Origin of the sequence: Vibrio sp. 10N.286.49.B3 (assembly GCF_002873395.1) — a bacterium.
Classification (GTDB): Bacteria; Pseudomonadota; Gammaproteobacteria; order Enterobacterales; family Vibrionaceae; genus Vibrio.
Genome location: NZ_MCUV01000018.1, coordinates 23,218 through 37,242, shown reverse-complemented (window position 1 = coordinate 37,242; position 14,025 = coordinate 23,218). Strand labels below are relative to the sequence as shown.

At 38.7% G+C, this 14,025-nt stretch carries 9 protein-coding genes; 5 read left to right on the top strand and 4 right to left on the bottom strand.

Annotated elements, in window-relative coordinates:
* The first annotated feature begins 251 nt into the window (after positions 1-251).
* The gene (locus BCU68_RS08205) at positions 252-1,733 is read left to right on the top strand and encodes an oligopeptide:H+ symporter (protein WP_102564300.1); all 1,482 of its coding nucleotides are present in this window, start codon (positions 252-254) and stop codon (positions 1,731-1,733) included.
* Between the two features lie 106 nt (positions 1,734-1,839).
* Here BCU68_RS08205 and BCU68_RS08200 read toward each other — a convergent pair whose 3' ends face one another.
* Positions 1,840-3,156, bottom strand: coding sequence for a dicarboxylate/amino acid:cation symporter (locus BCU68_RS08200; RefSeq protein ID WP_102564299.1), 1,317 nt, complete (start codon positions 3,154-3,156; stop codon positions 1,840-1,842).
* 440 nt (positions 3,157-3,596) lie between these two features.
* Here BCU68_RS08200 and BCU68_RS08195 point away from each other — a divergent pair, with 440 nt between their 5' ends.
* The 3 genes from BCU68_RS08195 (at position 3,597) to BCU68_RS08185 (ending at position 8,465) form a co-directional block, all read left to right on the top strand.
* Complete coding sequence (locus tag BCU68_RS08195) at positions 3,597-4,646, top strand: efflux RND transporter periplasmic adaptor subunit (RefSeq protein ID WP_157935187.1); 1,050 nt, start codon at positions 3,597-3,599, stop codon at positions 4,644-4,646.
* Between the two features lie 2 nt (positions 4,647-4,648).
* Positions 4,649-7,741, top strand: coding sequence for an efflux RND transporter permease subunit (locus BCU68_RS08190; RefSeq protein WP_102564297.1), 3,093 nt, complete (start codon positions 4,649-4,651; stop codon positions 7,739-7,741).
* A gap of 64 nt (positions 7,742-7,805) precedes the next feature.
* The gene (locus BCU68_RS08185; RefSeq protein WP_102564296.1) at positions 7,806-8,465 is read left to right on the top strand and encodes an HAD family phosphatase; all 660 of its coding nucleotides are present in this window, start codon (positions 7,806-7,808) and stop codon (positions 8,463-8,465) included.
* Positions 8,466-8,510: 45 nt separating this feature from the next.
* On the opposite strand, the gene BCU68_RS08180 is transcribed toward BCU68_RS08185, so the two are convergent.
* Complete coding sequence (locus BCU68_RS08180; protein WP_102564295.1) at positions 8,511-8,708, bottom strand: hypothetical protein; 198 nt, start codon at positions 8,706-8,708, stop codon at positions 8,511-8,513.
* Between the two features lie 557 nt (positions 8,709-9,265).
* Here BCU68_RS08180 and BCU68_RS08175 point away from each other — a divergent pair.
* Positions 9,266-11,401: a bifunctional 2',3'-cyclic-nucleotide 2'-phosphodiesterase/3'-nucleotidase gene (locus BCU68_RS08175; protein WP_102564294.1), complete on the top strand. Its 2,136-nt coding sequence runs from the start codon at positions 9,266-9,268 to the stop codon at positions 11,399-11,401.
* A gap of 101 nt (positions 11,402-11,502) precedes the next feature.
* Here the strand turns inward: BCU68_RS08175 and BCU68_RS08170 are convergent, their stop codons facing one another.
* Both BCU68_RS08170 and BCU68_RS08165 read right to left on the bottom strand, forming a co-directional pair.
* A complete protein-coding gene (locus BCU68_RS08170) occupies positions 11,503-12,348 on the bottom strand; it encodes a DMT family transporter (protein WP_102564293.1) in 846 nt (281 codons plus the stop codon).
* A gap of 74 nt (positions 12,349-12,422) precedes the next feature.
* Positions 12,423-13,790, bottom strand: a complete 1,368-nt coding sequence (locus BCU68_RS08165; protein ID WP_102564292.1) for a TadE/TadG family type IV pilus assembly protein — start codon at positions 13,788-13,790, stop codon at positions 12,423-12,425.
* Between the last annotated feature and the right edge of the window lie 235 nt (positions 13,791-14,025).

Below are 14,025 nucleotides of genomic sequence, written 5' to 3'. Positions count from 1 at the left end.
AGTTATTCCAACCTATAAAAGCAATAGTATTACAATATATCCACGTGATGGTTTATTGCACATTACCATAAGAAAATGTTATCACTACTGATAATTTAGACATTAAAAATGTTATTGAAATTTAATTTTGCAAATCTGATCATTACGCAAACGTGTGCGTGACTTTTCTTGAGTTTAGTTTATGTAAAACCAGATTGCGTCAATTTCACAGTGCTTTATACTGTCGGGATCTAAACTAAGAGATCTCAATAATGTGGAATAGATTAAACAAATCGATGATGTTCTGCCAAGTAATGTTTGGCTTATCTTTTTATGGGGTGATGGTCATTCTTACCCGCTTTTTCCTAGAAGATTTAGGTTATAGCGAAGCGAATACCATGATGGTTGTAGGTGCCTTCTCTTCTATTGGCCCACTATTTGCTATCGCTGGCGGTTTCATTGCCGATAAATTCCTTGGGGCTTATCGTTCATTAACGATTTCTTATTTCTGTTTTGCCACAGGTTACTTATTACTTGTACTAGGTGCATCAACAACGAATGTACCACTGAGTTTAATTGGTATCGCTCTTGCAAGTTACTCTCGTGGATTAATGTCTCCTTCTTATCCTAGCCTGTACAAGCGTACATTTGCTAACGAAGAGCATTTCGAAAACTGCTACCCAGTCAACTACTCTGTAAATAATGTTGGTGCATTACTTGGTCAATACTTATTCCCAATGCTAGTGCTTATTATTGGCTTTAATGGCGGTTTCATGATCTCAGCAGTAATGGCTTCTTTTGCCTTTATTACTTTAGTGATCTGTAACAAGTCTTTAGTTGCTGTTGCAGCGCCAATCGATCAACAACCAGTCAGTAAGAAAAATTGGCTCGCATTTATTGCACTATCTGGTGCGATGATTGCTATGGTTTTCTTCATGTTCTCAAATATGGACGTTGGTCAAAATATCGTTTACGCCATCGGTACATGTGCAATTTTGTACTTTGTCTCTTTGATGGTTAAATCTAAAAAATCTGAAGCCCTAAAGATGGGTACGATTTTGATCATGACTGTGCTAACTACTTGCTTCTTTGTTTACTACGGTCAAATGATGACATCAATGACAATGGTAACCATCAATACCATGCGTGGTGAGTTATTTGGTTTAATCCCAATTGCACCTGAAGCATCAATGGCAATGAACCCACTATGGTGTATTGTAGCTGGCCCATTAATTACCATTATTTTCTCTGCACTTGAAAAGCGTAATATTCACTTTACAACAGCAACGAAAATTAGCTTTTCATTTGTTCTGACAGCACTTGCATTTGGCTTACTAACTTTCTCTGTAATGAATGTCGGTGAAAGTGTGATTATTCGCCCTGAAGTTTTCCTAGCGATTCACTTCTTCCTTGCGTTTGCTGAGGTTATTGTTGGTAGCTTAGTTGTTGCATTCATTCTATCGGTAACACCAAAGCATATTGAGAACTTCTCTGTTAGCTTATTCTATGTAGCAATGGCGCTAAGTGGCATTATTGGTGCGGTATTATCAACATCGATTGCAATGGAAAAAGGTCAAGAAATCACACGTGAAGTGGTGCAAAATGTATATGGTAACTACTTCATGATGCTAACAGTAATGGCCGTTGTTATGGTTGGTGTTGCTTTGGTTGCCTCTGTTATTATCCGTAAGATGATTGAAGCGAGCAAAAAAGCGGAACTTATCGAGCAAGAGAATGAAGCACTAACGGTATAATATCTGATTAGTCGCTATTGATAGCCTGATGTGTCCTAGGTCATATTAATAGATATAAAAAAACCACTTCAAATGAAGTGGTTTTTTATTATCAACTTAAAATCGATTAAGCTGATTGAGTTTCAGTACGTGTCGCTAAATGTACTTCTTCTTCTTTAACACCAGCATTGGGATCATTAAAGCGCTCTTTATCTAATGCGCCTTCTGAATTAGCCACGATACAAGTCATCGCACTATCACCAGTAATGTTTACAGCAGTACGAATCATATCAAGTAAGCGGTCAACACCCATGATTAATGCGATACCTTCCAGTGGTAGACCAACTTGGTTTAATACCATCGCTAGCATAATAAGACCAACACCTGGAACCCCTGCAGTACCAATTGACGCAACAGTGGCAGTAAAGATAACCATTAGGTAATCGCCCATCGTCAGATCGATATTAAATGCTTGAGCAATAAAGGCTGTCGCAACACCTTGCATGATTGCCGTACCATCCATATTGATGGTAGCACCTAGTGGGATCGTGAATGATGATACTTTGTTATCAACACCTAAGCGGTTCTTTGCTGTTTCCATTGTAACTGGAATCGTTGCATTTGATGATGCCGTAGAAAAAGCAAACATCACAGCATCTTCCATCTTACGTAAGAAGACTTTCGGGCTTAAACCTGTGAAGCCTTTTAGTAGTAGGCTGTAAGTAACTAAACCATGCAGCAGCAATGTACCCGCTAATACGAAGAAGTATTCTGCTAAGTTAAAGATCGCGCTTAAACCAAGACCGGTGAATAACTTAGCCATTAGGAAGAATACGCCATATGGAGCGATGTGCATTAGTAAAGCAACTAACTTCATGATGACTTCATTTAAATCAACAAAGATAGAAGCAATACGTTCACCAGCCTTACCTGATGCACTGATTGCTATCCCAAATAATACCGCAAACACAATAATTTGAAGTGTTTTGCCTTCCGCCATCGCGCTGATTGGGTTCGTTGGGAACATGTCAATAATGACTTGGCCTAATGAAGGTGCTGTTGCTGATTGGAAACTACTTGCAGCAGTAAGATCTGCACCTGCGCCAGGTTGGAACAGGTTACCCATCACTAACGCTAAGCTAATAGCAATCGCTGTAGTACATACATAAAGTAGCACTGTTTTACTGCCGAGACGACCGAGTGTCGCCACATCTTTAAGAGAGCTTGTACCACAAACAAGAGAAACAAAGACAAGAGGTACAACCAGCATTTTTAAACTGGCTAGGAAGATTTGTCCACCGACCTCGAATAGGCCATTGACAACATACAGATCGACAAATCCATTTTCAGAAAACAAGCTACGAATGACGAAGCCCGTTAAAATACCCATTACCATACCAAGAATAACTCGGCCAGTAAGTGACATTGGTTTTTTAGTATTCATCTTGAACACTCCTTGTTATTTTTACTTTGACAACATTACAAAGCGAAAATAGGTTATCAGGCGAATTTCAATTCACAGAAATGAATTTTTTATTCTAAATCAGCAATGTGATCCAGGTCACCTTTCCCACTCAAGAAGTTACAAAAATACAACACAAAAAACCACAAAAACAAACAGTACCGAACAATTGATCTTCTCTGTCTAACTTAAGCAACAGGAAGTTCTAGATAATAAGATATAATAGCGTGCATTATAACGCATGATCTACCAATTAAATAAATAGTGCATATAGACACTTATTAGAATAATGTTCTAGAAATAAATTCTTACACAACATTTAGTTTAGATATTCAAAACAATCTCTCTATCAAATCATTCTAATTTATTTACCTTTATAATGACATTCTTAATATCTTTTACACATTTATATGCCTATTATCATGAAATGTATCACTACTTTACTTTTGATCGCTACCCTCATTATTTGCTATGTATTATATCAAAAACCCGTTGCTACTTTAGGTTCAGAAGAAAAAGCTGTAACTGTAGAAGTTGTTAAGGCTTCACAACAAAGCCTCAATAATAAAATCCAACTCCTCGGTACAACATTCTCGCTTAATTCTATTGATATAAGATCAGAAGTCGCTGGAAAAATAGATCATATCTATGTCTCATCGGGTGAATATATCCAAGCAGGTACCTTGCTTTTTTCTCTGGATAATCGCCATCAGAAAGCAGTATTAAAAAGAGAACAATCACGTTTAGCAGAGCAAAAAAGGCAATATCACAATTTACTACAACTATTACCTAAAGGGGCTGTTAAACAGTCAGATGTCGATCTCGCACAAGCCGAAATTGAGATACAACGTGCTGAATTAAAAATCGCGCAAGTTGCATTAGATAATAGCTATATACGAGCTCCCTTCTCCGGAAAGCTTGGACTGATTGATATCAGCCCTGGTCAACTGGTTGATACCAGTACTTTATTAACCTCCTTAGATGATGCCTCCAAGTTACGTATCAACATTCCTATTTCAGCCCAGTATTTACGTCAATTAAAAGTTGGTGAAATAGCAATGGTCACGAGTTCAGAATTTAGCACTCCTATTCCAACTACGCTAACCACTCTTGATAGCCGAATAAATAGCAACACTCTTAATATTCAAGCTCAATTTACCATTGATAATCACAAACTCAATTTAACGCCAGGCTCAATGGTTAGTGGTGAATTATCTTTATATAAAGATCCTGCCACTACTATTCCATTGCAATCGGTTGTTTATAAAGGAAGCAAGCGTTATGTCTTCAAACTCAATAATGATCAGCGAGTTGAAAAAATAGCTGTAGAGCTCGGTCTAAGGAATGGTGACTGGGTTCAAGTTAATAATGGTTTACAAGTTGATGATATTGTTGTCTATAAAGGAACAGTAAAATTACGTGATCATATGTTAGTCGAAGTCATTAACACGTCCACCGTTGTCGAGATTTAATTATGAAGCTGTCTGATTTAGCTATGTATCGTCCAGCCTCAGCGGTAGTTCTTAATATTTTATTGATGCTTTTTGGGATTATTGGCTTTAGCATGCTGCCCGTTCGTGAAATGCCAGATATAGAGAGCAGCGTGGTTTCCATTGGTACACCTTACCGAGGCAGTGCATCTTCAATTGTAGAGTCACAAATCACTAAACCGATTGAAGATCAATTAAGTGGCATTGATGGCATTGATACCATATGGTCATCATCATGGGATGGCTGGTCTGGTATTAATATTACCTTTAAGCCAGGTCATGATATGAGTGAAGCTGTTAGTGATGTTCGAGATGCAGTAAGTCGTGCCCGCTCTCGATTGCCGGATGATGTGGATGAATCTATTGTTAAGAAAAATGATAGTGAAGGAGCTCCTTTCATGTGGCTCAATATCACCAGCACTAAACATAGTAGATTAGAACTCAGTGATTATGTCGACCGTATTTTAATCGATCAATTTAGCCTTCTACCTGGGGTAAGCACCATTAATACATCAGGTGTAGATGAACGAGTGCTCTATATTGAGATCGACCCACAAGCACTTGCTGCCCGTAATTTAACCACCAATGATATTTCTCAAGCCTTGAACCGTGAAAACCTTCAATTACCAGCAGGATATGTCAAAAATCAATCATTAAATATTGTGGTACGCCTCGATCGTCTTTATCAAAAAGTAGAAGATTTTAACCGCTTACAAATTAAGTCGATTGACGGCTTGCCTATAGAGCTTCAAGATATTGCGACTATTTATATTGGTTCTAAAAAAGAGAGCACAACCTTTAAAGCGAACAATATTGATAGTATGGGACTAGGCATTATTGCTATCTCAAAGGCAAATCCACTTGAAGTTTCAGATACAGTGCATGATGAACTCGTACGGCTTAGGCACTTTTTACCGAAAGGCGTTGAAGTACAAGTGGACTACGACAGTACGATTTTTATTCGTGAAGCAATTAAAGAAATTTATATTACGCTTGCTATCACAGCCTTTTTAGTTATTTCTATACTGTATCTATTTTTAGCGCGTTTAAATACCACCATTATTCCTGCCATTACGGTACCAATATCATTGATTGCTGCTTTTTCTGTCGCATATCTGTGTGGATATAGTGTCAACCTTGTTACGTTAATGGCATTGATCTTAGCTATCGGTCTTGTAGTTGATGATGCCATTGTTATCGTTGAAAATATCATGCGCCATAGGGCCAACGGTGCATCACCTATCATGGCGGCCTTTCATGGTGCTAAAGAGCTAAACTTTGCAGTGATCGCAACTACACTCGTTTTAGTCATGACCTTTCTACCCCTTATCTTTCTTGAAGGCAAAATTGGAGACCTTTTTACTGAGTTTGCTGTCCTATTATCAGCAGCTGTAATTTCCTCTTCCATTGCCGCCTTAACCATTGGACCAGTATTAGCTGAAAAGTTATTTAGCCAGCCCTTACAGAATCCAAACAAAGTTTGCACTATTTTTGCAGCTCAAATAACAAAACTGCAAAGGTTTTACCGGACGATGTTAATCCGTACTCTCTCATTCAAATACATCGCTCTCTTTATATTAACCTTATGTTTTGTAGGATTATACTTTGCCTTTCAAGCACAACAAAAGGCATTAGTACCCATTGAAGATCGCGGTAATGTAAATATATATGTTGGTGGTACAGAAGCCACCAGCTATCAACGTATGGTTGAAAGCATGGAGCAAATCAATGATCGCTTGATGCCACTCGCTGCTGATGATGGTCCGATTGACTCCCTCAATTACTCCGCTCCTGCCTTTGGCTCATGGGCTGATCACCAAGGCTTCTTTATTATTCGCTTGAAACACTGGTCTGAGCGTAACGAAAGCGCCTCTGAAGTTGTTAATATAATCAGAGACTTGACTCATGACGTTACCGATGTGGGTGTTCACCCTTACCAGCCAGGTTTCGGTGGTGGCTCTGGTGAAGCAGTACAATTTGTCTTACAGGGTGAAGATTATCAGTCACTCTATGCTTATGCGCAAAAATTAGAGATACAGGCAGAACAAAGTGGACTAATGCTCAATACTAAACTTGATTATAACCCTACAACTCCAGAGTTATTAATCAATGTAAACCGAGAAGCGGCTAAACTGCTAGAAATCAGTGTTGATCAGATAGCATCAACACTTGAGGTATTATTAGGAGGAAGATCTCAAACTCGCTTTGAAATTAACGGTGATGAGTATGATGTCTATTTAAAAGCACACGAAGACCATTTCAACTCTTATCAGGATTTAAGTAAAGTTTACTTGCATTCAGCTCAGGGCGAGTTAATCGGCTTAAATAATGTAATTACTATTGATGAAGTTGCCTCTGCTCGTGGTCTGTTCCATTATCAACGAAAAAAATCTATTAACTTAAAAGCCAATTTAGCCGAAGGCGTTGCTTTAGGTGAAGCTCTTAACTATCTTAACCATCAAGCGAATAGTATATTACCCGTTGGGTACAGTTACGACTATGCTGGTGAATCAAAAGATTATTATGACAATCAAAAAGAAGTTGGACTGCTATTTTTACTTGCGATTTTTATATGTTATCTAGTATTAGCAGCTCAATTTGAAAGTTTTATCAGCCCTGTAATAGTTATGCTAACCGTTCCTCTTGGTTTACTTGGTGGTCTTATTGGTTTGATCGTCACAGGGGAAACCTTCAACATTTATAGCCAACTGGGTTTATTAGTGCTCATAGGGATGGCTACCAAAAATGGCATTTTGATTGTCGAATTTGCTAACCAACTCCGTGACCAAGGTTTATCAGCTTATGATGCTATCCTAAATGCTAGCGAACAACGATTACGTCCTATTTTAATGACGGCAATGACAACATTATTAGGTGCGATTCCAATGTTAGTTGCATCTGGGGCTGGTGCGGAAACTCGTTTCGCTGTAGGCATTGTTATTTTTAGTGGTATGCTACTTACAACATTTGTCACCCTATTTATCGTGCCTAATCTATATAACCTTATTGGTGGTTACACTCACTCTCCAGAAGCAAGAGTTGAAGCTTTAGACTTGGCTTTAAAGAGTAGTGAATAGCTATTATTGCTGTTCAAAGCATTTAATGGGACAATATTGGCCTGACTTTTTTTGAGTATTTTACATGAACTACCAAGCTGCTATTTTTGACATGGATGGCCTACTTCTCGATACAGAACGCGTCTGTATGCGTATATTTAAACAAGCGTGTGAAGCACTCAATGTTGAATTTTTACAAGATGTTTATCTCTCTATCATCGGCTGTAATGCGAAAACAATAGAAAAGATAATTATCGATGGCTACGGTGAATCACTGGATTATCCTGCTTTAAATGAAGAGTGGCGTACTCGTTATAATGCTGTTGTCAAACATCAAGCTATCCCTGTAAAAGAAGGGGTTATTGAATTGTTAGAGTGGCTAAAGGCGAATAATATCCCGACAGCCGTTGCGACCTCAACACAACGTGAAGTCGCTGAAATTAAGCTGGAACTGGCTGGGTTAGCACATTACTTTGATTCAATCTCTACGGGATGTGAAGTACAACAGGGTAAGCCTCACCCAGAAATATACCTATTAGCCGCTGAGCGATTAGGTATTAGTCCCGAGCATTGCCTAGCATTTGAAGATTCAAATAATGGGGTAAGATCAGCGGTCGGTGCAAACATGATTACTTTTCAAATACCTGACTTAGTCTCTCCATGTGAAGAGGTCTTAGCATTAGGTCATCAAGTATCTGACTCATTGAGTGCGGTATTATCGAATTTAAAACATAATATCAAATAAAACGTTGAAGTGAGTTACTAATATATTTGGTCACTCACTTCATCATTATTTATCGTTTTTATCTTGCTTAGCTTTGAAGCGATTAAAGACTAAATTTGAAGCATATAAAAGACCACCGATAAGAATAGCAGAGCGAATCAACGTAAAGCTATCATGTTCAAGTTGCTCTATATGCGGCCCCACGGATGCAAATAAGCGCAGACTGAAGAATGCAATTAAAATGCCCATAACGAACTTATTCATAGAGTGCTAGCCTTTTTTTATTAATAGAATAAACGATGAAATTAATCTCGCGCTTTAAAGATAGTACCTTTGTTATAAAATAAAAAAACGATCAATACTGTAACCTTACATTGCCTCATTTCGATTGCTTTTAGGGAACAGCTTACCAACCAACACTAACAAAACCCTACCCCTGACATAATCGCCCCTGAAAGTAGCGCTAATATTATGCCTTTATTTGATAGCTCAATTTGATTGAAAAATAACGTCAGAATAACCACACGTACAGAGCGGTAACAGCATTGTATCCTAACAATCAGGTTTTTAACGCTAGAATATCGCTTAAAAACGACACAGAGTTCACGTTAACATTAAAGGCAAATGCAAACGTTTGCATTTTTATGTGATCCCGCTCCCATTTTTTTCTAGAGATTCGGAACCTTTCCTTACTTTGTATTTAGAATGCGCCCGAAACAAATCAGACATCACCAACAGCAATAAATCATGCACAAGTTCATTTGTCACGGTGATGCATACTGATGCCGTACCTATCATTTAAAAAAGCCTTGGAGCTGTACATGAGATTTAATGGAACAAAGTTACTGCTAGTTTCTAGCATTGCTATTGCATTAGTTGGATGCAATGACGATGACAATAATCCTGTTGATACCAGTATCAAAATGGATTTGCGCCTAATGGAAACAACCGATATTCATACCAATATCATGCCTTATAACTATTTCTTAAGTGCTGCGGATAATAATGAAAAAATGCAAGACTGGGGACTAGCTCGTACTGCAATTGTGATTAACAATACTCGTGATGAGGTTGATAACCACATGCTGTTTGATAACGGTGACTTAATCCAAGGCAGCCCTATGGGTGATTACATGGCTAACCTAGGGGTTGATCATGTCAGAGGCAATACACACCCTGTTTATAAGGCGATGAATGAGCTTGAATATGACGCTGCTAACTTAGGCAACCATGAATTCAACTACGGTCTTGACTACCTAGATGAGACATTAAAAGGTTCAAACTTTCCTTATGTAAGTGCCAATGTATGGGAGTACGATGAGTCTCTAACAAAAGTTTCTCGAGCTACTGATGAATGTGAAGTCCGTGTTGATGACGCATTTTATGCCAATGCAGAAAGCATGTACGCACCATACGAAATTCTAACCCGTGATTTTATTGCCGAAAATGGCGGTCGTTACACAGTAAATGTTGGTGTGATTGGCTTTACTCCGCCTGATATCATGGGCTGGGATGCAACGCACCTAAAATGTAACGTGCTCGTTTCAGATATCAAAAAGACAGCAGAATACTTTGTACCAAAAATGAAAGCAGAAGGCGCGGATATTATCGTCGCTATTCCACATTCAGGTCTAACGGATTCAAGCAACGAATTTGCTGAAAATGCAACGTTACAACTTGCCTATGTTGATGGTATTGATGCTCTGATGTTTGGTCACGACCACCGTGAGTTTCCGAATTCAACTGGTGAATATGACCACATTGCTGGCGTTGATCCTGAAGCAGGTAAAATTAATGGCAAACCAGCAATCATGCCTGGTATGTGGGGCGCTAAATTAGGTGTTATCGACCTAAAACTGACTTCTTCTGATAAAGGTCAAACGTGGGCAATCGCATCAAGTACCACTGAGCTGCGTTCACTTGTTGAAGATCAATCAGATAAAAATATCGAAGCCGCTGTAGAAGAAGAGCACATTGGCACCATTGAATACATGTCTGAAGTTATTGCGCAGATCGATTCAAATGTGAACAGCTTCTTCCCTCAGTTAGTCCCTGATCTTTCAATTCAGATTGTTAATGAAGCTCAGTACCACCAGCTAAACAAATGGAAAGAAGATGGCGAATTTGAAAATGCTGATGACGCAATTTTCTTATCGGTTTCAGCGCCATTTAAGAGTGGTCGTAACGGCCCAACTGATTTTACTAATATTCAGGAAGGTCAACTGACTAACGCAAGTATTGCTGACCTTTACGTGTTTGATAACAATACGCCAGCGGTACTTAAGTTGACCGGTGCGGATCTTAAAAACTGGATCGATTGGGTTAACTCAAACACTTATAACCAACTGCCAGTTGCTTCAGGTGAGACTTTCTTAGTCGAATCTTACCCTGGTTATAACTTTGATGTTTTCTTTGGTGGCTTCAATTCTAATGATGAAAGTCGCTTACAATACGTTATCGACGTAACAGCAGAGTCGGCTTTCACTAATATCAACGAGATGGAATACACAGCAACAGACAGCACTCAAGTTGAGAGTCTAATGTTTGATGGTGTGGAAATTGATGATGAGCAAGTTGTTTATGTGATAACAAACAACTACCGCGCGTCTAATGACAAAATGCCTGGTATTGATAATGCTGAAATCGTAAAAGAAGAAGCAGCATTCAATAACCGTGAACTGGTTCAGTACTACTTAAATGATCTTTTAGAAGCACAAGATGGTGACACTAAGCTTGAGTTTGTTAACGCAAAGAACTTCACTTTAGTGGCGGAAGGAATAGAGAGCGTTGATTTTGCATCGGCAACAACAGATGAAGCTTCCCGTTGTGCCACTGAAATCACAGGCCTTTCAACAGATGGAAAGTTAGGTGATAAAAATAGTACACCTGGTTTTACTATCTTTAGTTTTGATTTTGACTACTCTGGTAACTTTGACTGTGCTGTAAAGCAAGACTAGTGACCTTGAACCTATAAACATTGAGTTTAATATTAAGCCGGCTATTTATATAGCTGGCTTTTTGTGTCTATCTAGTTTCAAAACCCATTAAGCGCTTCTCTTTATTTAGGGGACAGCTTACCAACCAACACTAACAAAACCCCACCTAAGACTAAAAATGATGCGATGATAAAGGTTGCAGATAGCTGTTCATTCGAAAAGACAATCCCACCGCAAGCTGCAATTAATGGGACTAATAACTGCACAACACCCGCTTGAATTGTCGTTAATTTAGCTAAGGCGGAATACCAAATTGCATACCCTACCCCTGACATAATCGCCCCCGAAAGTAGCGCTAATATTATGCCTTTATTTGATAGCTCAATTTGATTGAAAAATAACGCCATAATAACCACAACAAAAGGTGCTGTTCGAATGAAATTATAAGTCGTATCAATCAGTGGCGTTTTCGAACCTCTGCCAACTATCGTATAAAGTCCCCAAGCGATACCTGAGATACTCATTAGTATGACGCCACTTAGAGACGGAGCCGATGAGCTTGGTTTTAATAAAATAGTCACACCAATAAAGGCTAGCAATAAGCCAAACCATTCTAATGCTCTTAAACGTTCCCCCTTAATGGTACCATAAACAATGAGGGTCGCCTGTACACAACCAAAAAGGATAAGTGCACCAACGCCGGTATCAAGGGTTAAATAGGCATAAGAAAAACTCATTGCATACAAAAAGAGAGAGAGACTCGATGCCCAATTGCCTCTTTTTAATTCGATCGGTTTTTTGGTTTTCAGTAAAACGAGCAAAGACAAAAACAACGCGCCAGAGAGCAAGCGGATCGAAGCAAAACTTATCGCATCAATCGTCCCTTCACCGAGAGCAAGACGTGATAATACCGAGTTACCTGCAAAAGCAATTAATGCTAGCCCTGTTAAGAGCAACGTTTTCCACATATTATTGTATGACTCTGACTGTAATGGGCTATTTATAGTTGTACTTCATAGTGACAATAAAAGAGGAATATACCTTATCTAAAGTGACCGATTTCTTCCGAAATTAACTCTAAGATAATATCGAGAACTTCATCAAGGTTCGCAGCCTCATATAGGTTAGCTTCTCCAACACAGTCTTCTAACCCTGTAATATCTGCATCGGCACCACTTGGTTTACTTGATAAATCATAACCAAAACCTATACCAACTAATTTAACCTGCTTTTTAGTGCCTTCAGCATCGGTTAGACCTTCTTTTACATTTTCACATAAACCATGATCATTAATTAAGTCATAGCTTACTTTGAGATAAGAACCTGTACCACTTCCAGCATAATTACCATAACCACCACTTTTCAATGGATGTTGACTGTGTGAATCTAAACCATCAGAGAGAACAATCATTAAACGGCGATTATTGATGCCTTCCTCTAACATCTGAGCGCCGCGGATAATACCTTGTACCGATGAGGTTCCCCCTCCTGGAGAAAATTTCCCTAAGGATTCATTAAAAGTGCTAAACTCGTCCGTTAAAGGGATATTTTTAAAACTACCACCCGAATTTGCTACATTTTTACACGATGTTCTTTTATTAAATATATTGTCAATGGAAGCCGTCTTTTTTAAGTCTACTTCGTTTGAACTGCTATATAGAAACTGATCTTCATAGCAAGTTTTACTAACCTTATCAATAATAGCGCTACCGCCTGCCTCGGTCGTATAAAAATTAAACACTGACACGCCCATTTGATTAGTTTGGCTGGTGTTGAGGTCATTAAATCTCTCTAACTCATCTGAAACTTCTTGTATCACCTTAACAAGTTGCTTATATTTTCTATCAGCATCATTACTTGGATTTGTATCACCTGATATATCCCATAGCATAGACCCTGAAAAGTCTGCCACTAGCATGACATCAACAGCTTCACTCTGAAATTTTCTTACCGTTGAACTACTAGCCACATTAAAAGTCTCACCCAAGCCTGGTATCGCATCTCCACCTGGAAACCATGACTTATGAACGGTATTGGCTGTGATTTGATATTGATAAAAGCGCCCTTTTTCATCATCACATTCATTAAGGTCAACACACGTATTCTTTACTATTTTTAGCTTATCCATATCAACCGAATCAATATCCGGTAAATACTGCTCGAGGTATTCAACAACCAGTTTTCTATTGGCTTCACTGCCACCATCAGGTGCCCCATCTTCGGCAACCGTATTATCTGCATTTCTTGCGGTAACGGCTAAAGTTGCTACCTCTACCGCATCATTAATTCGAGCTTTTGTCTGCAATGCTCGCGCACCATCACTGGCTAAGATAAAAACACCAAAAAAAAGAGGGACTAACATGACAAATAAAATGGCGGCATGCCCTTGCTGTTTCTTCATCGTATTCATATCCCTTCCCTCATATTCTTGCTATTGGTGACAAAGTACCTAACTTAAACTACCCTGTACTCTGTTCTAATTAGAGCCCTGTTATTATTATGCAACAGGGAGATAATTGACAACTTTCATAGTGATCGAAATCAAACTAGCGACGGAAAAACTGTCTTAATTGTAAGATATGTAAACAGTTAAATTATTCTCGTTTAATCATGGTGTTATTTACGTATAAAAAGTTAGGGGTTTA

Excerpts from the sequence above, each read along its gene's own strand:
- BCU68_RS08205 (WP_102564300.1), top strand. The coding sequence starts at position 252 with ATGTGGAATAGATTAAACAAATCGATGATGTTCTGCCAAGTAATGTTT.
- BCU68_RS08200 (WP_102564299.1), bottom strand. The coding sequence starts at position 3,156 with ATGAATACTAAAAAACCAATGTCACTTACTGGCCGAGTTATTCTTGGT.
- BCU68_RS08195 (WP_157935187.1), top strand. The coding sequence starts at position 3,597 with ATGAAATGTATCACTACTTTACTTTTGATCGCTACCCTCATTATTTGC.
- BCU68_RS08190 (WP_102564297.1), top strand. The coding sequence starts at position 4,649 with ATGAAGCTGTCTGATTTAGCTATGTATCGTCCAGCCTCAGCGGTAGTT.
- BCU68_RS08185 (WP_102564296.1), top strand. The coding sequence starts at position 7,806 with ATGAACTACCAAGCTGCTATTTTTGACATGGATGGCCTACTTCTCGAT.
- BCU68_RS08180 (WP_102564295.1), bottom strand. The coding sequence starts at position 8,708 with ATGAATAAGTTCGTTATGGGCATTTTAATTGCATTCTTCAGTCTGCGC.
- BCU68_RS08175 (WP_102564294.1), top strand. The coding sequence starts at position 9,266 with ATGAGATTTAATGGAACAAAGTTACTGCTAGTTTCTAGCATTGCTATT.
- BCU68_RS08170 (WP_102564293.1), bottom strand. The coding sequence starts at position 12,348 with ATGTGGAAAACGTTGCTCTTAACAGGGCTAGCATTAATTGCTTTTGCA.
- BCU68_RS08165 (WP_102564292.1), bottom strand. The coding sequence starts at position 13,790 with ATGAATACGATGAAGAAACAGCAAGGGCATGCCGCCATTTTATTTGTC.